Here is a 19,863-nt window from a genome sequence, read left to right as displayed (position 1 = left end):
TCGTGAAAATTCGCAGCTAAAGTGCTTTTGCCATGTTTAATGGAACTCGCGTTGAACGGCTTGCATCGGCGAGGCTTTGTAATGCCTGAGGAAGAAGTTCAGGTTTTCGCCCAGCACCTTGCGCAGGTCGGTCGGCATCACGAGCGAGGAGATGGAACCGAGACTGAGAGCTTCCTTCGGGTTCATCAGCTCTTTTTCGTAGCGCAGATTGAGTTCGGCCTCCTGTGCTTTCAGCCAGTCGGCGGCCTCTTTCTCGGCATCGTTCCGGGCAGAGTCTTCCTTCACCCCGGCCTCGATGCGCTCCAGAATGCCGCGCTTTACACGCTCTGTAACAGCGGTGCGCAGTTTGCGGAGTTCATCCTTATAGACGAATTCCTTCCCCGCCGGCCCCATAACCGCCAGCCGCGTGGTCGGCAATGCCAGGACCAGGTCGGCACCGGTCGGATAGTTGTTGTAGGACGCATAGGCGCCGCCGTAGGCATTGCGAAGAATCAGCAGGATGCGGGGCGTTCTGATGTCGACGATGGAATCGAGCATGGCCCGCCCGGCCTGCACGATGCCGCGGGCTTCCTGCTCGCGCCCCGGCAGGAAGCCGGTGGTGTCTTCCATGAAGATGATCGGGATATTGTAGATGTTGCAGAAACGGTTGAAGCGTGCAATTTTATAGGCCGCATCCACGTCGATCTGTCCGGAGTCGACGGCGCTGTTGTTGGCCACGAAGCCGACGACATTGCCCCCCAGCCGGCCAAAGGCCGTGACCGCATTCCGTGCACGGTCGGGCTGCATTTCAAAATAATCGCCGTGGTCGCAGATCTGCTGGATAATGATCGACACATCGAAGGGGGTATTGAATCCGGTCGGCGAGTTGAAGGCCTTCTTGAGCAGGGTGTTGATTTCCCAGGTCTTCCGGTCGAGAGGATCGCTCGTCTCCTGAAAGGGCGCCATGACGCTGTTGTTGTCCGGGAGATAGTTCAGCAGCATAACGGCAGCGCGCAACGCGCCCACTTCGTCTTCGACGGTGAGATCGGCAACGCCCGACAGTCCATGCACCTTGGGGCCGCCCAGGTCCTCGGGGGTAACGTCTTCTCCCAGCACCGACTTGACGACACCGGGGCCGGTCAGGCCGAAGAAGGTGTCCTTGGGCTGGATGACGAAGCTCCCTTGCCGGGGAAGGTAGCTGCCGCCGCCGGCATTGAAACCGAACATGCACATGATGCTGGGGACAACGCCGCTGATCTTCCTGAGCGCAGTAAATGCCTCCGCATAGCCGTCGAGACCGCCGACGCCGGCAGGAACGAAGGCTCCGGCGCTGTCGTTCATGCCGATCAGGGGGATCCCTTTTTCGCCGGCCATCTGGAACAGGCGGGCCAGTTTGTTGCCGTTGGTGGCGTCCATGGAGCCGGCGCGAACGGTGAAATCGTGTCCGTAAACGGCCACATCACGCCCGTGGATGTTGAGGATACCGGTAACCAGCGAAGCACCGTCGAGATTCTTGCCCCAGTTCTGGAACAGGATGTTGGGCTCCATCTCGGTGAGGACCCGGATTCTCTCCCAGACGGTCATCCGTTTCTTGAAGTGCTGTTTCTCGATCTGGTCGATGCTGACCGACTTGATGGGGCGCTGAATCAGGTCATGCCCTTCCTTCATTGCCACTTCATAACCGCCTGTAGCGCGGGAGATCTCGCCGGGGATGTTAAATTCGACTTTCTCGGGTGGGGCAAAGGGGTTTTTCAGTGAAGGTTTAATTGCTTTTTTGGACATATCCGCCATCCTTTCGGTAATTGGATTTTTTCAACAGCAACAGCTTCAAAACGTTCTACGTTCTACGTTCTACGTTCTACGTTCTACGTTCTACGTTTTTAACCTAGAACCTAGAACGTAGAACGTAGAACTGATTTTATCGTGTAACCACAGCCAGCACCTTGACCTCGGAGCCGTCTTTGGATAGGAGCCGGTGCTTCAGGGAAGAGTCGAAGTAAACGCAGTCCCCCTCTTCGAGGGATATGCGGTTGTCGTCAAGCAGCAGTTCGGCATTCCCTTTCACGATGAAGAGGAACTCCTCGCCGTCATGGCTATAGGTATTTTCCTCGGCAGTCTTCTCGGCGATGGTAAGGAGAAAGGGCTCCATTTTCTTGTTCTGTTTTCTGAACGAAAGGGACTCGTAAGAATACCCCTGGCTGGTTCCCGACCGGGAGATGACCCGCGGGATCAGCTTCCGTTCCGACTTCCGTACCACCTCGTACTTGTACTCTTCTTCATCCTCGGTGAAAAACATCCCGACTTTGACATCGAAGAATTTCGCAATCCGGGACAGGGTTGCAATGGGAGGAGAGACGTTGTTGTTTTCAATCTGGGAAATGAGGGCCGGCGAAAAGCCGGTCTCCTTCGCCACCGCCTGAAGTGTTAATTTTTTGGCAAGGCGAAGCTTCTTGATCTTAGCCCCGATGTTGTAATCAGTCATCTAATGCTCCGGCAAAAAATAAAACTAGTTTTTATTTTTGGGAATACATACCCAATTTAGTTTCTAATGTCAATAAAAAAAATTTCACTGATAATAAAAGAATGGCGAAAAAACAGCTGGTTGAAGCGTTCCTAAAACGGCTTATCACAACAGATATCCAGTAGTTATCACTGCCTCAATTTACGGGCCAGTATCTCCAGCGTGTGCAGGACCCTGGTTCTGGCCCCTCCCTGCTTCAGACCGTCGGAAAGTTGCATCATGCAGCCGGGACAACCGGTGACAACGGCATCGGCGCCGGTGCACCGGATCGCCTCGCTCTTGCCGGCGTTGATGCGCAGCGAGGTGTCATAGTGGTAAACGTTGAACGTCCCCCCCAGGCCGCAACACTTGTCGGCCCCCTCCATCTCCACCAGTTGCACGCCGGGCGCTGCCTGCAACAGTTCGCGCGGTTGTCGGGTGATGGCTCGGTTACGGAGGTGACAGGGATCGTGGTAGGTAATCCTGATCGCCTCGCCGGCACCGGTCGCTTCCGGGTTGAAACCCAGCTTCTGCAACAGCACGGCAGCGTCGATGGTCTTTTCCGCAACCGCCTGCAAACGTTTCAAGAGTTCAGGATGCTTTTTCCCGACCACCGCGGGGTAAAGCTTATGGAGCGCCCCGCCGCAGGTGGCGCAGGCGGTCATGATATAATCGGCCTCATATTTCTCCAGCACGGCCAGATTCCTTTCCGCCAGCGCCTTGACTGTTGCCAGATCGCCGCCGGACATTCCAGGCAGGCCGCAGCACTGCTGGTCCTTGGGAATTATGACCGTGCATCCCAGGTGACGGAAGAGGGCCAGCGCAGCCTCACCCACTTCCGTATAAACGAAATTGGTCATGCAGCCGACGAAATAGATAATGCGCGGCTTGCCCGGCTCCCCCTGGATGATCTCCGGGTGGCGCGACATGAAGGGCTTCCTGGCCAGTTCGGGAATATGCCGTTTGCCGCCGACGAATGGGAGGGGGAAGCGGAGCCTCAAGCCGGAATTGGCCGGCACCCTGCGAAAGAAGAGCGGCCCCAGGACGGCAGCCATTGCTGCCCCCATGTTCATCAGCTTGCGGTTCCTTATCACTCGGCCGACCGCCTTATGGAAGGTGGCGAGCCCCCGCTGTTCCGCCAGCGCCTCACGGGCGGCAATGACGATCTCGTCGGTCGGCACCTCGTTCGGGCATTTTTCCACGCAGCTGCCGCAGAGCAGGCATTTGGACATGGTCAGGTAGGTCTGGTCGTCCAGCTCGATGTCCTTGGCCAAGAGATGCTGGGCGAGCGCCACCTTGCCCCGCGCCACCGCCGGTTCGCGCTGATACGCGGAGAACGCCGGACAGTTGGCCCGGCAGGCGCCGCATTTGACACATTTTTTCAGATCTTTTTCAACTCTCTTTAATGGGTCCATTTAACACCTTTGTAGGGGCTGGCCTTGGCCTGCCCAACCCAGGGCGCCCACAAGGGGACGCCCCTACGCAATCTTCTCATTCCACCTTTACCTCAACATGGTTATTCAGGGAACATCTTCCCAGGATTCAGTATATTGTTCGGGTCCAAGGCCCCCTTTATCGCCTTCATCGTCGCGATCTGCACAGGGGAAAGCTCCAATGGAATATACGGCGCCTTGGAGAGACCCACGCCGTGCTCTCCCGACATGGTGCCCCCCAGGTCGAGGGCGGCCTGAAATATCTCCTTGATCGCCTCGTGGGCCTTCTCCTCCATTCCCGGGATTTCCTTATCGATCATGACGTTGACATGGATGTTGCCGTCACCGGCATGGCCGAAATTGACAATGGGAATGTCGTACCGCTGCTGGATCTTCTCGATACGGCGGATGACATCGGGGACCTTGCTCCGTGGCACGACGATGTCCTCGTTGTACTTGGTCGGGTTCACATCCCTGAGCGATGGCGACACGAGACGCCGCACCTTCCAGAGCTGCTCCGACTCGGCGGCGTCCCTGGCCACCCGGAACTGGACAAGCCCCAGCGGCTTGATCAGGTCGTGGATCTGCCCGGCCTGCTTCTCGATCAGGTCCCTGTCCCCGTCCACCTCGATGATGAGGAGCGCTCTCCCTTCCGCCGGCAGACCCAGGTTGAAGCGCCGGTCGACACACTGGATGGTGGCGTGGTCCATGAACTCGAGGGTAGTCGGGATGATCTTCCCTTTGATGATGGTGGAAACAGCGGTAGCTGCCCCGTCGATGGAGTCGAAGACGGCAAGCATGGTCTTTTTTGCATCGGGATAGGGGAGAAGCTTGAAGATGATCCTGGTAATCACCCCCAGGGTCCCCTCGGAACCGCAGACAAGCTTGGTCAAGTCGTAACCGACCACCCCCTTCACCGTTTCGCCGCCGGTGCGGATGATCTCTCCGGTGGGAAGAACCAGCTCCAGCCCCATGACGAAGTCCTTGGTCACGCCGTACTTGACCGCCCGCGGACCGCCGGCGCACTCGGCCACGTTGCCGCCGAGAGTGGAAAACTTGAGAGAGGCCGGATCGGGGGGATAGAAGAGCCCGAGTTTTTCCACCGCCTCCTGAAACTGTTCGGTTACCACCCCCGGCTCCACCTCGGCCACCAGGTTGTCGGTGTCGATGCGAATGATCCGGTTCATCCGGGTAGTGACGAGGACGATGCCCCCCCCTTTGGGGAGTGCCCCACCAGAGAAACCGCTCCCCGCGCCGCGGGGGAAAACGGGTATCTTCTCGGCATTGGCCAGCTTCAGCACCTGCGAGACCTCGTCTGCATTGGCCGGATGGACCACCACATCGGGGAGAAACTCCATCTGCGTGGCATCGTAGCCGTAGCAGAGGAGGTCCTGCCGTTCCGTGGCGGTATTGTCGGCGCCGATGATCTGTTTCAATTTTTCGATGATACGTGGTTCGAGCATGATATCTCTTCTTTCGTGTTAATGATGTATCTGGTAGGGGCGCATGGCATGCGCCCAGGCGGTTCAGAGGCGGGCGAACGCCGTTCGCCCCTACAAGGGCACCGGCAAAACCGTTCCCCCTTCGGGGATTACGTAAGCCTTATAATCCTCGGGAAGCATGGCTGCCGCCTTTTCCATGGCTTCAGGCAGGGTGGCGGCGGCAATCATCCCCATGGTCTCCACCTCTTCAGGGGGGAGATCGGAAACCAGCACCACCCGAAACCGCTGCGCCTTCTGCAGAGTCGAATAGGCTGTCTGGCCGTTGATTTCGTAGTTGTTGCGCAGTGCCGACTCAAAGGCCGACAGCTCTTTGAAGCGGAACCAGCGGAAAAAGGTGTCGTTGCCGTAACCGTCGCGGCACTGGGCCAGGAGCACCAGCACCCCTCCTTCTTTCAGGGCCTGGCTGCCGTACTCCATGGATTTGTGCGCCTGGATGAAGTTGATGTCCTTGGGAAAACCGCCGCAGGAGACGACAACCAGATCGGCCTTTTCCCTGATCGGGTAAGAGAAGAGTTCTGCGTAGTAGCGGCACCCATCCAGGTGCTTCTCCCGCCAGTCGCCGGCAAAGGCGGCAATGATGCGCTTGTCCGGGGCGAGGACCGTGTTGAGGATGAATGCGGGGTTAACCATGGCACACCCCTCGATCATGGCCCCATGGACGGGATTTCCATCGAGAACGCCGGTTGCGGCACAGGGGTTTTTCCCGCTTCCCGCCTCGGGATTCAACACGGCAAAGTGGCTGGCCATGCAGGACTTGCGGCTGGCCGATCCAGGCAGGATCGCCTTTCTCCCGCCGCCGAATCCGGCAAAATAATGAAAACCGATGGTGCCGGTCAGGATTACCCGGTCCGCCTCAGCCACCTTGCGGTTTATCTCGACCTCGATGCCGGCGGAGGTTTTTCCCAGGTAGACCAGCTTGCCTGGATCATCGCAGTCGTGGTCGGAGACCCTGATCCGGCCATACAGGGAACCGAGGATTTTCCTATGTTCGTGCTCGGTCTGCCGACGGTGGATACCGAGGGCGACGACGATTTCCATATCCTGATCCCGGACCCCGGCGGCGTTGAGCCGCTCCACCAGAAGCGGCAGATAGATCTCGCTGCCGGTGTAGCGCGTGATGTCCGAGGTGACGATCACCACCCGCTCTCCCGGCCTGAACCCGGAAATGACCGCATCACACCCGGCAAGTGCCGTTCGGATTATCGCGGCAGGAGAACAGGATGGGGAAGGTATGACGGCACGAATTGCAGCGAGGAGTTTATCAGGAGGAAGATCCAAGGGGAAGGATATGTCACCGTATCTAAGTTCCATGGCGATCAATGATACATTTTCAGCGGTGAAAGCGCAACCCTTAAGCACGCCGGACAGATGAACCTTCTCCCGGTTCTGGAGACGGACAAAACTTTTTGCAAAATCGTCAAAAAAGATTGACAAACTGCGACGTTTCCTATAACAATTTTCCGTTTTTTGTTCAAATTAGTAAATTTTTCTCAAACTGAACAAAAGCCTTTATTAAGGCACATTACATAGGAGGATTTTCAATGGAACAGTATGCAGTATTATTCGCCCTTGCCTGCGCCGTAGCGGCAGTGGCCTACGGTCTCATCTCGGCCCAATGGATTCTGGGGCTTCCCCAGGGGAACGAGCGGATGAAGCAGATCGCCGCGGCCATCCAGGAAGGGGCCGGCGCCTATATGAAGCGCCAGTACACCATCATCGCAGCAGTCGGTGTTGTCATGTTCGTAGCCCTCTTTGCTACCCTTGGCTGGAAAACCGCCGTTGGTTTCGCAGTCGGCGCCCTTTTCTCCGGTCTGACCGGCTTTATCGGCATGTTCGTCTCGGTACGGGCCAACATCAGAACCACTGAAGCTGCCAAGTCCGGCATTGTCAAGGCACTGAACGTCGCATTCCGCGGCGGCGCAATTACCGGCATGCTCGTCGTCGGCCTCGGCCTCCTCGGCGTTGCCGGTTACTACCTGATCCTGCAGAAACTGATGCCCGAAGCTCCAATCAAAGATGTGGTCAGCCAACTGGTCGGCCTCGGCTTCGGCGGTTCGCTCATCTCCATCTTTGCCCGTCTCGGCGGCGGCATCTTCACCAAGGGTGCTGACGTAGGCGCAGACCTGGTCGGCAAGGTGGAAGCGGGCATCCCCGAAGACGATCCGCGCAACCCGGCAGTTATCGCCGACAACGTCGGTGACAACGTGGGGGACTGCGCAGGTATGGCAGCCGACCTCTTCGAGACTTACGCCGTCACCCTGATCGCCTCCATGCTCCTCGGAGCCATCACCTTCAACAATATCTCCGGCGCAGTAAACTACCCGCTGATCCTGGGTGGCATATCCATCATCGCCTCCATCATCGGCACCTATTTCGTCAAGCTCGGCGGAAGCGGAAAAATCATGGGCGCCCTCTACAAAGGATTGATCGTTTCCGGCGTCATCGCCTGCATCACCTTCTACTTCGTCACCGTGCAGATGTTCCCGGCAGGGCTCACCGATGCGGCCGGCCAGAACTTCAGCGCCATGAACATCTTCATCTCCGCCATCGTCGGCCTGATCGTTACCGGCGCCATCTTCTGGATCACCGAATACTACACCGCTACCGAATACGGCCCGGTGCAGCACATCGCCCAGGCCTCCACCACCGGTCACGCCACCAACATCATCGCCGGCCTCGGCGTCTCCATGAAATCCACGGCACTGCCCGTTATCGTCATCTCAGCAGGCATACTCGTGGCATTCAACTGTGCCGGAGTTTACGGCATCGCCATCGCGGCGGTTTCCATGCTGTCACTGACCGGTATCGTCGTTGCCATGGACGCCTACGGCCCGATCACCGACAACGCCGGCGGCATTGCCGAAATGGCCGAGCTCGACGATTCGGTCCGTGCCGTTACCGACCCGCTTGACGCAGTCGGCAACACCACCAAGGCAGTAACCAAAGGCTATGCCATCGGTTCCGCCGGTCTGGCTGCAGTCATTCTCTTCACCTCCTACGTGCAGGAGCTGACCATCGCCGACAAGACCTTCTCACTCTCCGATCCTTATATCATCGTCGGTCTCTTCATCGGCGGCCTCCTCCCCTACTACTTTGCCGCCCTCTGCATGGAAGCGGTCGGCAAGGCAGGCGGAGCGGTTGTCGAAGAGGTTCGCCGTCAGTTCCGCGAGATCAAGGGGATCATGGAAGGTACCGGCAAACCGGACTACGCCTCCTGCGTCGACATCGTTACCAAGACCGCCCTCAAGGAGATGGTCATTCCCGGGCTGATCCCGATCCTCGCACCGATCGTCGTCGGCTTCACCCTCGGCCCCAAGGCGCTGGGCGGGGTGATCGTCGGTTCCATCGTCACCGGTATTTTCGTCGCCATCTCCATGACCACCGGCGGCGGCGCATGGGATAACGCCAAGAAATACATCGAAGACGGCTACCACGGCGGCAAGGGCGGCGACGCCCACAAGGCAGCCGTAACCGGCGACACCGTCGGCGACCCGTACAAGGACACCGCCGGCCCGGCGGTAAACCCGATGATCAAGATCATCAACATCGTGTCACTCCTGATTGTTCCGCTCCTGAACAAGATGTAACACCCAGGAAACACCGTGCAATCGGGTAGGAGGCGGGATTGCTCCCGCCGTCCTCCCACACCACCGTGCGTACGGTTCCGTACACGGCGGTTCATGAAGTACGTTGAAGTCGGTGAAGCTGGTCTATGAGTGATACCAGCCCCAGTTTGTCGAAGTAGAATTTCGGAACAGCTTTGTTCATATGCGCGGCCCCTGCATTCCACCAGGGGCCGCGGCCGTTTGTGGCCGACCGCCATGCAGTTGCCTCCGATAATCCCCGCCGCATCAGTTTCTTTGCTCGCGTCTTGGGGCGCTTCCACTGCTTCCAGAGAATGCGACGCAGTTTACGTCTCAGCCATCCGTCCAGTTCCTCGAAGATGCCTTTTACTTCCGCGTACCGAAAGTAGTTTAACCAACCCCTAAGTTTCGGGGTTGTCTCTTCAACGGTGGTTTGGATGTTCTGACCCCTTCCCCGCCTAAAGATCGTCTTGAGGTTGGCCTTGAGCCTGGCAGCCGCTTTCTTGGCCACGGTAAGCCGCGGTTTGCGGTGCCGGGTCATGCTGTAACTCAGAAACGACCTTTTCCACGGACGGTCAACCGCGCTTTTGCCCTGGTTGACCGTGAGCTTGAGCCGCTCGGACAGGTAGCCGGTAATTGAGGCCATGACACGCTCGCCGCTTCTCCTCGTTGCAACATAGATATTTGCGTCGTCGGCATAGCGGCAGAACTTATGGCCCCTTCTTTCCAGTTTCTTGTCCAGTTCGTCGAGGAGGATGTTGGACAGCAGCGGCGAGAGAGGCCCGCCTTGCGGCGTGCCTTCCAACCGGGGTGACGTCACTCCTCCTTCAAGTATCCCTGCCTTAAGGTAGCTGTCGATAAGGGACAGCACCAGACGGTCTCCAACCTTGCGTTTCACCAGCGACATAAGGGTGTCGTGGTGGACTCGGTCGAAAAATTTCTCAAGGTCAATGTCAACCACCCACCTAAGGCCGCTCTCTACATACTTCCGAGCTGCCTTGATCGCTTGATGGGCGCTCCGTCCAGGGCGAAACCCGTGGGAACTTATGGAGAAACCAGGGTCGAACAGCGGGCTCAAAACTTGATGCACCGCCTGCTGAATGAGTCGGTCAAGGACGGTGGGAATTCCCAGCATCCGTGTGCCGCCTCCCGGTTTGGGAATTTCTACTTTCCGCACCGGTTGCGGGTGATACGTTCCCGTCAGCAGTTCTTCTCTGATGCGCGGCCATTCCTCCTGTAGGTAGCCCTTCAGGGCCGTTACCGGCATGTTATCGACGCCGGGCGCTCCCTTGTTGCGCATTACCCGTGAGTATGCCGCCATCATGTTGCCGCGACTGACGATCTTCTCCATCAGTCCCGTTGCCGCTTCCGGCCAGTGAGCTGCTTTCCTTCCCGTGACGTTTGCCGCACCTCTCCCTTTCTCTCGCGGTTTCCAACCGCTACCCTCCGGGCTGGCGCCGGGTATCCCAACCCGGCCTTCTGCTGCTCCTGTCGTCATCGAAACTCAAGGCTCCTGTCCGCTTACTTCAAGTTCGGCCCTTTGTCGGTCGGTTATTCCGACTCGTATGGCCTCTGCTGACTTCTGCCAACCCATCCCGGCACCTCTCGATGCCGGTAGCACAAGGCAGGTTGACAGACCTCCCAGGGTAATGCGCGTGACCTTCATCCCATATACCCGCCGCATCTACTTCCACATCTTTCTGGATGGTTATCGGGCTTTGAATCTGTTTGCCTTCTCGCCCAGATGTGGCTGCCTCATATGCGATTCCTGTTCGTCGGGCCAGGACTTTGCCTACAGCTTCCTTCAGATTCCGGGTCGCCCCGGACACCCTTGCTGTTCAGCTATCGGTTCCCACCATCAGGGTCCGAAGAGGACTTTCACCTCCAAGTCACCAATCAGGCACCATACCCAATTGGATGGCGCTTACGCGCCACGCGCCATGCCTGGCGCACAAACAGAAACGGCCCGAATCATTTCGGGCCGTTTTTTTGTGCCGTTCCGTTAAACCTAGAAAAAGCAGTTCATTACCGCAAAGCCGCAAAGTTCGCTAAGAAATCAAAGAGTTAATAAACAGCCTGTGATCACCTTTTGGGTAGAAGGTTTTCTGTATCAATGTATTGATTTTCTTCGCGTTCTTGGCGTCTTTGCGGTTCAAATGTCGTTTTTAGGTTAAAATCTGATCAAACGGATTTACACGGATTAAATCGAAGGATAAAATGAAATCGGTTTTACCCTGAATTCTTTTCGTTTTATCCGCGCAAATCCGCTGAATCCACGTCATCCGCGTTCTATACGGATTTTGCGAATTGCAAAGTTCAAACACATCCGGAGTTCCCAGAGGGACACGATTTAATTTTTTACAATCTTGCAAGCGTTCAGCGCTGCCATAAACTGTAAGTGGAGGCATTGAAAATGTAATCCGCCTCCGACCATTCTTAACCGATTAAAAGTATGCGAGCGTAGACAGATGATCGAGATTGCAGGTGTTGCACTGGCAACCTTTTTTGCGACGGTGGGGCCGATTGACGTTTCTGCAATATTTGCCGCACTCACGGCGGGAGCGTCCCCGGAAGAAAGGCGCTCAATCGCCATTCGCGGCACGGTGACCGCCACCATCATCCTCATGGTGTTCGCCTTGCTGGGGAAGTTTATCCTGGCAACTCTCGGGATATCGCTGGCGGCGCTGCGGACGGCAGGCGGGGTACTGCTCCTGCTGATCAGCATCGAGATGGTATTCGCACGTTCTTCCGGCGCCACCTCGACGACGGACGAAGAGGCCAGGGAGGCCAGACACCGGCACGACATCGCCGTGTTCCCGCTGGCCACACCCTTGATCGCAGGCCCCGGCGCCATTGGGGCGGCCATCCTGCTGATGGCGAACGCCGAAGGTCGCTTGGTGCAGCAACTGGCCGTTCTGGGTTCGCTCCTGGCGGTAATGTTAGTGACCTTCGTTTCCCTGCTTACCGCCAGCCAGATACATCGCTTTCTCGGCGTCACCGGCATGCACGTGATTTCCCGGATCTTCGGCATCCTGTTGTCTGCCCTGGCGGTCCAGTTCGTGTTTGACGGCATTGCCCAGAGCGGGCTGCTTAATCGATGACTTTCAGTCAGGGCAATGGGCAGTCAGGGAGCCGGAATGCCTTCGTGCCTGCTCCCGAAAACGATGTCATTTGGTATCAGAATTTGCCGGCTGCAAAGATGCAGCGGCGGCCCGCTGCTCCTTGCCCGACGCTCACCGGTTGACCCGTTTCTGGATCTCCCGGACCTGGGGCTTGTTGAGGAGCTGCATGAAACGCGGATTGTCGGCAAGGGCTTTGACGTCACCGGCAGCTACCGCATTCACCACGGCCGGATCGCTCAGGAGCGCCTGCACCTCCGGGTCATTCTGCATGGAGAGAATCAAGGCCATGATTCCCTCGTCGTTGAGCAGTTTCCCCTGGATCTCCTGCACCTGGGCATCAATATCGCCCTGCGTCTGCCTCGCTTCGCCCTGCGCACCGGTTGTCCCTGCGTGAACAGTGCCGCAAATGAAAAAAACGAGCAGTAACGGTAAAATCCCCTTGAATTTCATGATATCCCTCGCTTGACCCCAAGAATCGTAACACGCTTATTTCAACCTGAAAAACGGGTCATCCGGCGACCTCGATGCGTTATGAATAACCCCGTAGCTACAAGAGCATGACGCCGAGTATCAAAACAATATTTATGAAACCGAAGGTAACATACTCCAACGTGCTGAGGGTGTCACTCCTCGCGCCGGCACCCCCAACCCGGAGAGATGCGCTTCTTGCCCCGTAGCTGCCCGGTTCGTCCCGGTTGACAGCCGGGTCCTTCCGTTCTGCAGCAAAGTCATCGCTCAAGACCTGATCGTTCGGACTCCATTTAAGGGGGACGGCACCATCCTTCGCTGATTGTGCCGCAACGGCAACAGCAGGTGCAGGAGCCACGCCCACCCCGGCCGTGGCGGCAAGGGCAGATTTCTCATCGAACTTGAAAATGTGTTTCTTTACCCCGTCCACTTCTTCGACGGGTTTGCCATCAGGGGTATCGACTGCCGGCAGCGTATCGTCCACAACCACCACCAAAGTTTTGGCAGGCTCCAGGTTTCCCACCTTGTCGACTGCCTGGTATTCGATCCGGTATTCGCCCCGGGTCTGGATACTGAAAGGGGTCGTGTAGCGCTCGTCGCCCTTCCCGACAATCCGGTATTCCATCTTATCGACACCCGCGAGGTTGTCCGATGCCTTCGGCATAAGGGTTGTCGTGCCGTTGATATGGGTCACGCCATCAACATCGCGCTTCGGCAGATCGATGGTTATCTCGGATACCGGCGGAGTCTTGTCGACAATCGCGGTAAAGGAATGGGCAGTCTCCATATTTCCAGCACTGTCGGTGCTCCTGTATTGAATCCGGTATTCCCCTTCATCGGTAAAACCGAAGGGGGCATAAGGCGTCCACGGCCCATCGTTGACCCGGTATTCCGTGCCCTTGAGCGGCGACATCTTGTCGGAGGCGCGCAGGGTGAAGTTCAGCTCTTTGTCGCCAGCAAGCGAACCGCCCGACTCAAGCTCCTGGTCGGCGCCGTACAGCATCGTTTGCGGCGGCGTCGAATCGACCGTCACGGAAATAATGTGCGCGGTTTCCACATTCGCCGCCCTGTCGATACTCCGGTAGGCTATCCGGTGCGCTCCTTCCCTTTCGATGATAAAGGGAGCGTATGCTGTCCATGGTCCTTCATCAATGCTGTATTCGGTTCTTGACACGCCGGAAATGCTCTCGGCGACGGTCAGGATGAAGGGGGTGCCGGCGGTTGCATACAGCGGCCCCATTGCCTCTGCATATTGAAGTCCGCCGACACTGATGACGGTTTTGGGCGGGATCTTGTCGGAACCGGCCGTGACGGTTTTTTCGTCCTCAAGATTACCCACTTTGTCCCTGCTTCTGAAACCGATCGTGTGCCCCCCCTTGGCAGAGACGGTAAATGGGGCGTAAGCACGCCAGGGACCGCCGTCGATCCGGTACTCGATGGCATCGACACCGGTAAAGTCATCGGTGGCGGTCAGGGTGATGGTGCTACTCCTGGTGATTAAAAAAGGACTGCCGGCTTCTATCTTTTTTGCTCCGACGAAAAGGGTGGTTACCGGCGGCGCAAGATCAACATACACCGGCAAGGAACGGATCTGCTCTACGTTCCCCCCATTGTCGACACTGCGGTATTCGATCAGATGCGCTCCCTCGGCAGCGATGGTGAACGGCTCATATGCCGTCCACTGCCCCCCGTCAATGCGGTATTCGCTTCTAGCGACACCGGAGACGCCCCCCACTGCCCTGATGGTGAAAACCGTGGCCTTCGCCACAGAGACGGTGCCATCCAAGGACATGATGTAAGGGTCGCCGAAGTTTATCCCGCTGACCGGCGGTTTTTTTGCGACTGTGCTCTTTTGTGGCGAGGTCTCTTTGTCGACGGGGTCGGCTTTGTCGTCGCCGGCAAGAACGGCATCGGCCGTTGCCGGGTTTTTTTCAAGAGCCTGGCCGGCAGGATCGCTGACCGTACCCGGCACCTCTGCCCAAAGCGCCGAAATCCACATACACACGACCAACATTACGGAAACGAAAATTGTCTTCTTCATCAGGCACCTGTATTGTGGCAACGACTCTTGATAAATGTGGGAGATAATACACCATTCGAGGAACCGTGTGCAAACCTAAACTAACATTTCTGCGTCTTTTTTCGCCTTGCAAAAGGACGTAGAGAGTCCCGATTACAACACGATGCAACGAAAGAAATCCACGTCGAGACCGCGGCAAAATCGGGAGAAAACGAGACAATATCTTGCAATAAATACGGGAACGTTTAAATAGTGTTGACAGCATATATGTCGGCGGTGTATTTAATTCCGATTATTCGTTTCAAATGAAAACTAAGGAGGAGGCAATGAAAGTAGTAAAATGTTGTAAATTGTTGTCGGCAGTATTCGTAACCCTTGCGATTTTTTCTTTTGCAGGTATGGCATGCGCACAGGAACCGGGGGCAAAGGCGACCCTGACCAGCGCTGACTGCGTCAAGTGCCATGCAAAACCGCCCGCAGATGTCGCCGCAAACGGCGGTGCCCACAAGACCAACGTCACCTGCCAGGATTGTCACGTCGGTCATCCGCCGACCGTGAAAAAGATCATCCCCGATTGCAGCATGTGCCACGAGGGTAAGCCCCACTTCGGATTGAAAGGATGTCTGGGCTGTCACTCGAACCCGCACACCCCGAAAGTCATCAAGTTCGGCAACAACGTCACCGACCCTTGCCTGACCTGCCATACCCCGCAGATCGAGAAACTGCGCAAGAACAAGAGCAAGCACACTGCCCTCAACTGCTCTTTCTGCCACAATGTTCACGGCAGGATTCCGCCGTGTACCCAGTGCCATAAACCACATGCGCAGGATATGACGGCGACCGACTGCAAAAAATGCCATCAGGCTCACATGCCGCTTGTTGTCACCTATGGCGCCGAAACCCAGTCGAAACTCTGCGGATCCTGCCACAAAAAGGCTTACGATCTGCTCAACGCAAGCCCGGCAAAACACAAATCGGTGCTCTGCGTGACCTGTCACCAGTCCAAGCACAAGATGGTTCCCAAATGTCAGGATTGCCATGGCATTCCGCATCCTGCCGGCATGATGGCCAGGTTCCCGAAATGCGGTCAGTGTCACAACATTGCCCATGACCTGAACCACTGGCCTGCAGCAACGACACCTGAAAGCGCCGCTCCGCAGGGAGCTAAAAAAGCCGTAATCAAGAAAAAATAGGCGACGTATATCACAGCGCCTCTGCAGAAAACAACAGGCCGGCATGAATAATGCCGGCCTGTTGTCATTCATGGGACGTGAAATATTAACTTTGGTTGAAATAATTTGCATTTGCTCTATACTTGTCCTATTTTCAACCCTGAAGGGAGTGTGTGAATGTTAGTCTTGAGCATTGCCGTGGTAGTAATGGCAGTTACCCTGATAGTGTTGGCCTGCTTCATGATCCCGGCATTCATGGAGATCCGGAAAACTGCGGCCGCCACCCGCGAGTTTCTGGCCTGCATCGAGAAAGATATCAAACCTGTTTTGCATGACATGCACGACACGTTGACCGATCTCAAGGTCATTACCGAAGAGGCCGCCACCAAGGCCGAAGATGTTAAGATTTTTATGGAGGAGTTGGGAAACGCCGGGCGTAATATCCGCACCATCAATGCTGTTGTCGGCGGTGTGACCGGTTTTCTGTCAAAATCCTCCTTGTGGATGACCGGAGCAAAGGTCGCCGGGAAATTGATTGCTGACAAGATCTTCAAAAAAAGGGGGTAACGGTATGTCTGACGATGAAAGAGGTATAAGTGCGGGAACGGTGTTTCTTTCCTTCCTGGCAGGAGCGGCAGTCGGTGCGGGAGTAGCTTTGCTAGTGGCGCCGAAGACCGGCGAGGAATTGCGGGGAAAGATAAAAGACCTGGCCGATGATGCGGTGGACAAGATTAAAGAATATGCCTCAGAGGCACAGGACAAGATCAGATCTTCCTATGAAGACGGCAAGGATCTGGTTCTGGAGAAAAAATCCATCATCACCTCGGCAATAGAAGCAGGCAAGGAAGCCATGGAACGGGAAAAAGAGAAATACAAGGAAATGTAGCGTTAAGGAGCTGTAAATGAATAACATGGTCAAAATTGCGCTCAGATTTAGGTCGGATTTGGCCGAACTGATTGAGCTAAACCGCAGACGTAGCACGGCTACGTTGAGGATTTGGCGATTGAAGATCGGCTAAAGATGACCTGAAGATGAGATGCAAGATGCCCATGTTATTTGTTTACAGTTCCTAACCCTGATCGCGACAAAAAAGCCCACCCAGCGTGGGTTTTTTTGTCTGCGCGAATGATTCGCAAACACGGGATAATCCCCTCGGCCATGACATGATCAAAGATGCCGAAAATAAAGCCGGAATAGCCGCCTTCTTTTCCAGGACCCTCTGGGAAATGGACCCGGACGCGTATCAAGGCGTCAGGCATTACGGCGTGAAGTATCTCCAGATCATGGCGCTCGTGGCAAAGAATTTCCTGGATGACAACTGCATGTTGCGCGCCTCGGCGCTCTCCTTTACCACGATACTGTCGATTGTCCCCCTCTTCGCCCTCACCTTTGCCCTGTTGAAGGGACTGGGGGTGCAGAACAAACTGGAACCGTTAATCCTGGAACAGGTCACCGCCGGTTCCCACGAGCTGGTCGACAAGATCGTCACCTATATCAACAACACCAACATGACATCGATGGGAGCCATCGGTCTTGTTACCCTCATCGTAACGGTCATCACCCTGCTCGGCAATATCGAGAAAGCATTCAACGTCGTCTGGGGTGTCAGGGAAACCCGCTCCCCCTATCGCAAGTTCAGCGATTACCTGAGCGTGCTGGTAAGCGGTCCGCTCCTCATGCTGGCAGCCATAAGCATAACCACCAGCCTGCAAAGCCAGGCCATGGTCAAATGGCTCGTGGAAACCGCCTACATCGGCGACCTCATGCTTTTATTCTTCCGCCTGATACCTTACTTCAGCATCTGGCTCGCCATGTTCTTTCTCTACATTTTCATCCCCAACACCAAGGTCCGTTTCAAGTCTGCGATAATCGGCGGCGTCCTGGCCGGAACGATCTGGCAAATCGCCCAGTGGGGCTACATCCACTTCCAGGTCGGCGTCGCCAAATATAACGCCATTTACGGAACCCTGGCCCTGCTCCCCATCTTCATGGTCTGGATCTATACCAGCTGGCTGATCGTACTGTTCGGCGTGGAGGTGGTGTCCGCCCACCAGAACATCAGGACCTTCCGCCGCGAATTCCGCACGCCCCATATCAGCCATGGCATGAAGGAGCTGCTTACCCTGTCCATACTTCGGGATATCGCCACTGCCTTTCATTTCGGCTATCCCCCCCTGACATCGGAACGTCTGGCAAAAGAGCTGGACATACCGGTAAAGCTCGTACGGGAACTCCTCACCCAGCTTGCAGAAAACGGCTACCTGGTGGCAACGGCAGGCGACGAGCCGTCCTATCAACCGGCCCGGGAACTTGATCAGATTACCGTCAATGAGGTACTGCTCTCCCTCAGGGATTACGGCAGCCATGGCAGGTTTACCGGTGAAGGGAATGTGCAGGAGATCCTGTCAAGGGCAAACGGAGCCGCAGCCGCAACATTGACAGGCATGACACTCAAAGAGCTGGTTGCCTCATCGCCCAAAAAAGAAAATGTTTCCGGCAACACGGGCAGTTAGCCCATTTTAACCGCACCTGCCGGTCGTGTCGTTGACAAATGTAGGGTGATTGACATATAGTTGTCGAAAAAATCCCCCTATTATCGATTGCATAGTTCGACTGCGAAGACACTGCCAGTAACCCGAATCAAGACAATCCGATGCAATAAAGCAGGCCATGCAAGACCTAAAACATATGTCAAAGAAAAAACGACTGATACGGCTTAACGTTCCACGACAGGAAGAGCCTTCTACCGACGCTTGCAAAAAGTTGACAGAATCCGGGGCAGATCGAAAACGGCTCCGCCTGATTCTGCCGATTCTGGCTGTGCTGCTTGCCGCCTACCCGGTATTCAACCTGCTTGTAACCGCAAAGAATGCGCTTTCCAGTGTCGGCAGGAACGTCGCCACGCCGGCAAAGAAAACGGTCTCATACAAGGACCTCGACACCTGGCAATCTTTCCAGCTGGCAGCCGACATGCTCCCCTCTTCCCGTTTTGAAGCCGAACAACTCCTTGCACCGTTGCCGGATGGGGGCACCATCGTCTACTCAATAGATGAAGAGTTGCAACAGCGGGTGACAAGGGTAATGAAGGAGTACAAGGTCCCTTACGGGGTATTCGTCGCCATAGAGCCGAAAACCGGACGGGTGCTGGCGCTTGCAGGCCATTCGACGCTGGATCAGTCATGGGAAAGAAATTCCTGCTACAATCTCTATCCCATGGCGTCGCTTTTCAAGATCATTACCGCTACGGCAGCCCTGGAACAGAAAAAGGTCTCGCCTGAAACGGTATTCGCCTTCAACGGCAAGCTGACCTCGGAGAACCCAAAATACTGGTACGTAAATGCGCGAAGAAAGGGGCAGGAAATGCCCCTCTCCGTTGCCATGGGCAAATCGGTCAACCCGGTATTCGGCAGACTTGCCAGTGACGTGGTCGGCAAGGATTCCCTGGTATCATGTGCCGAACGGTTCGGCTTCAATCAAACCCTGTTCCCCGGCACTCCGGTGATACCCAGTAAAGCGGCGACTCCGCTTACCGACGATGCATTGAAATTGATGGGCGCAGGTCTCGGCCGGGAGGTCAAGATATCACCTCTCCATGTTGCGGCATTAATGGCGGCCATCGCCAACGACGGCGTAATGATGGCGCCTTCGCTTGCACAGGAAATAAGAAACAACCGGGGAGAGACCGTATTCGTTCAGAAGCCCAGGCAGATGAAGCGGCTGGTAGCGCCGGAAATTAGCGGCCAACTGGCCCGGATGCTTTCCACGACCGTCAATAGCGGCACATCCAGAAAGGCCTTCCATGACCGGCGCGGCAGGCCGATGCTCGCCTCGGTAAACATCGCCGCCAAGACCGGTTCCATCGACGGCAAGGACCCTGCCGGCCACTACAGCTGGTTTGCCGCCTACGCCCCGATCGAGGACCCGCAGATAGCGCTGGTGGCCCTGGTGATCAACCAGAACAAATGGCGCATCAAGGCGACGCATGTCGGGGAAAAGGCCCTGGAAGCCTTCTTTAAATGAGGAATGAGGAACGAGGATCGAGGCGAAAGGAAGTCCTTAATCCTCGATCCTTTAACCTCGTT

At 56.2% G+C, this 19,863-nt stretch carries 15 protein-coding genes; 7 read left to right on the top strand and 8 right to left on the bottom strand.

The genetic code is table 11. The features are described from left to right. Positions 1-36: 36 nt before the first annotated feature. From GURA_RS03310 to GURA_RS03290, 5 genes are all read right to left on the bottom strand, one after another. Complete coding sequence (locus GURA_RS03310) at positions 37-1,761, bottom strand: acyl-CoA carboxylase subunit beta (protein ID WP_011937587.1); 1,725 nt, start codon at positions 1,759-1,761, stop codon at positions 37-39. Positions 1,762-1,897: 136 nt separating this feature from the next. Continuing rightward, entirely contained in the window at positions 1,898-2,461 is a 564-nt protein-coding gene (locus GURA_RS03305; protein WP_011937586.1) for a helix-turn-helix domain-containing protein, read from the bottom strand. Positions 2,462-2,628: 167 nt separating this feature from the next. Further along, positions 2,629-3,894 carry a (Fe-S)-binding protein gene (locus GURA_RS03300; RefSeq protein ID WP_011937585.1) on the bottom strand — a complete coding sequence of 422 codons (1,266 nt, stop codon included), beginning with the start codon at positions 3,892-3,894 and terminating at the stop codon, positions 2,629-2,631. Positions 3,895-3,995: 101 nt separating this feature from the next. Next, positions 3,996-5,375, bottom strand: coding sequence for an FAD-binding oxidoreductase (locus tag GURA_RS03295; RefSeq protein ID WP_011937584.1), 1,380 nt, complete (start codon positions 5,373-5,375; stop codon positions 3,996-3,998). Positions 5,376-5,465: 90 nt separating this feature from the next. Continuing rightward, on the bottom strand, positions 5,466-6,725 hold the full coding sequence (locus tag GURA_RS03290; protein WP_011937583.1) for a lactate racemase domain-containing protein: 1,260 nt from the start codon (positions 6,723-6,725) through the stop codon (positions 5,466-5,468). A gap of 230 nt (positions 6,726-6,955) precedes the next feature. On the opposite strand from GURA_RS03290, the gene GURA_RS03285 reads away from it, so the two are divergent. Beyond that, on the top strand, positions 6,956-9,001 hold the full coding sequence (locus GURA_RS03285) for a sodium-translocating pyrophosphatase (RefSeq protein ID WP_011937582.1): 2,046 nt from the start codon (positions 6,956-6,958) through the stop codon (positions 8,999-9,001). A gap of 91 nt (positions 9,002-9,092) precedes the next feature. On the opposite strand, the gene ltrA is transcribed toward GURA_RS03285, so the two are convergent. Further along, positions 9,093-10,496: a group II intron reverse transcriptase/maturase gene (gene ltrA / locus GURA_RS03280; RefSeq protein WP_011937128.1), complete on the bottom strand. Its 1,404-nt coding sequence runs from the start codon at positions 10,494-10,496 to the stop codon at positions 9,093-9,095. Between the two features lie 970 nt (positions 10,497-11,466). Between ltrA and GURA_RS03275 the strand changes: the two genes are divergently transcribed. After that, a complete protein-coding gene (locus tag GURA_RS03275) occupies positions 11,467-12,099 on the top strand; it encodes a MarC family protein (RefSeq protein ID WP_011937581.1) in 633 nt (210 codons plus the stop codon). A 132-nt stretch (positions 12,100-12,231) separates the two neighbouring features. Here the strand turns inward: GURA_RS03275 and GURA_RS03270 are convergent, their stop codons facing one another. Continuing rightward, the gene (locus GURA_RS03270) at positions 12,232-12,570 is read right to left on the bottom strand and encodes a hypothetical protein (protein ID WP_011937580.1); all 339 of its coding nucleotides are present in this window, start codon (positions 12,568-12,570) and stop codon (positions 12,232-12,234) included. A gap of 97 nt (positions 12,571-12,667) precedes the next feature. Continuing rightward, positions 12,668-14,629, bottom strand: coding sequence for an OmpL47-type beta-barrel domain-containing protein (locus GURA_RS03265; RefSeq protein WP_011937579.1), 1,962 nt, complete (start codon positions 14,627-14,629; stop codon positions 12,668-12,670). A gap of 305 nt (positions 14,630-14,934) precedes the next feature. Here GURA_RS03265 and GURA_RS03260 point away from each other — a divergent pair, with 305 nt between their 5' ends. The 5 genes from GURA_RS03260 to GURA_RS03240 all read left to right on the top strand — a co-directional run bounded on the left by GURA_RS03260 (position 14,935) and on the right by GURA_RS03240 (position 19,801). Continuing rightward, entirely contained in the window at positions 14,935-15,801 is an 867-nt protein-coding gene (locus GURA_RS03260) for a cytochrome c (protein WP_011937578.1), read from the top strand. A gap of 156 nt (positions 15,802-15,957) precedes the next feature. Next, positions 15,958-16,347 (top strand): DUF948 domain-containing protein, encoded by a 390-nt coding sequence (locus tag GURA_RS03255; RefSeq protein ID WP_011937577.1) that lies wholly within the window; start codon positions 15,958-15,960, stop codon positions 16,345-16,347. Between the two features lie 4 nt (positions 16,348-16,351). Next, entirely contained in the window at positions 16,352-16,666 is a 315-nt protein-coding gene (locus GURA_RS03250) for a YtxH domain-containing protein (protein WP_011937576.1), read from the top strand. Positions 16,667-16,944: 278 nt separating this feature from the next. Further along, a complete protein-coding gene (locus GURA_RS03245; protein WP_011937575.1) occupies positions 16,945-18,294 on the top strand; it encodes a YhjD/YihY/BrkB family envelope integrity protein in 1,350 nt (449 codons plus the stop codon). A 157-nt stretch (positions 18,295-18,451) separates the two neighbouring features. Further along, a complete protein-coding gene (locus GURA_RS03240; protein WP_011937574.1) occupies positions 18,452-19,801 on the top strand; it encodes a penicillin-binding transpeptidase domain-containing protein in 1,350 nt (449 codons plus the stop codon). Positions 19,802-19,863: the final 62 nt, after the last annotated feature.

This window comes from Geotalea uraniireducens Rf4 (genome assembly GCF_000016745.1).
GTDB lineage: Bacteria > Desulfobacterota > Desulfuromonadia > Geobacterales > Geobacteraceae > Geotalea > Geotalea uraniireducens.
Note: the sequence above shows the minus strand (reverse complement) of the source record. Positions and strands in the feature narration are given on the sequence as shown.

Bases quoted from the DNA above. Each gene is read 5' to 3' on its own strand.
- GURA_RS03310 (WP_011937587.1), bottom strand. From the start codon at position 1,761: ATGTCCAAAAAAGCAATTAAACCTTCACTGAAAAACCCCTTTGCCCCA.
- GURA_RS03305 (WP_011937586.1), bottom strand. From the start codon at position 2,461: ATGACTGATTACAACATCGGGGCTAAGATCAAGAAGCTTCGCCTTGCC.
- GURA_RS03300 (WP_011937585.1), bottom strand. From the start codon at position 3,894: ATGGACCCATTAAAGAGAGTTGAAAAAGATCTGAAAAAATGTGTCAAA.
- GURA_RS03295 (WP_011937584.1), bottom strand. From the start codon at position 5,375: ATGCTCGAACCACGTATCATCGAAAAATTGAAACAGATCATCGGCGCC.
- GURA_RS03290 (WP_011937583.1), bottom strand. From the start codon at position 6,725: ATGGAACTTAGATACGGTGACATATCCTTCCCCTTGGATCTTCCTCCT.
- GURA_RS03285 (WP_011937582.1), top strand. From the start codon at position 6,956: ATGGAACAGTATGCAGTATTATTCGCCCTTGCCTGCGCCGTAGCGGCA.
- ltrA (WP_011937128.1), bottom strand. From the start codon at position 10,496: ATGACGACAGGAGCAGCAGAAGGCCGGGTTGGGATACCCGGCGCCAGC.
- GURA_RS03275 (WP_011937581.1), top strand. From the start codon at position 11,467: ATGATCGAGATTGCAGGTGTTGCACTGGCAACCTTTTTTGCGACGGTG.
- GURA_RS03270 (WP_011937580.1), bottom strand. From the start codon at position 12,570: ATGAAATTCAAGGGGATTTTACCGTTACTGCTCGTTTTTTTCATTTGC.
- GURA_RS03265 (WP_011937579.1), bottom strand. From the start codon at position 14,629: ATGAAGAAGACAATTTTCGTTTCCGTAATGTTGGTCGTGTGTATGTGG.
- GURA_RS03260 (WP_011937578.1), top strand. From the start codon at position 14,935: ATGAAAGTAGTAAAATGTTGTAAATTGTTGTCGGCAGTATTCGTAACC.
- GURA_RS03255 (WP_011937577.1), top strand. From the start codon at position 15,958: ATGTTAGTCTTGAGCATTGCCGTGGTAGTAATGGCAGTTACCCTGATA.
- GURA_RS03250 (WP_011937576.1), top strand. From the start codon at position 16,352: ATGTCTGACGATGAAAGAGGTATAAGTGCGGGAACGGTGTTTCTTTCC.
- GURA_RS03245 (WP_011937575.1), top strand. From the start codon at position 16,945: ATGATCAAAGATGCCGAAAATAAAGCCGGAATAGCCGCCTTCTTTTCC.
- GURA_RS03240 (WP_011937574.1), top strand. From the start codon at position 18,452: ATGCAAGACCTAAAACATATGTCAAAGAAAAAACGACTGATACGGCTT.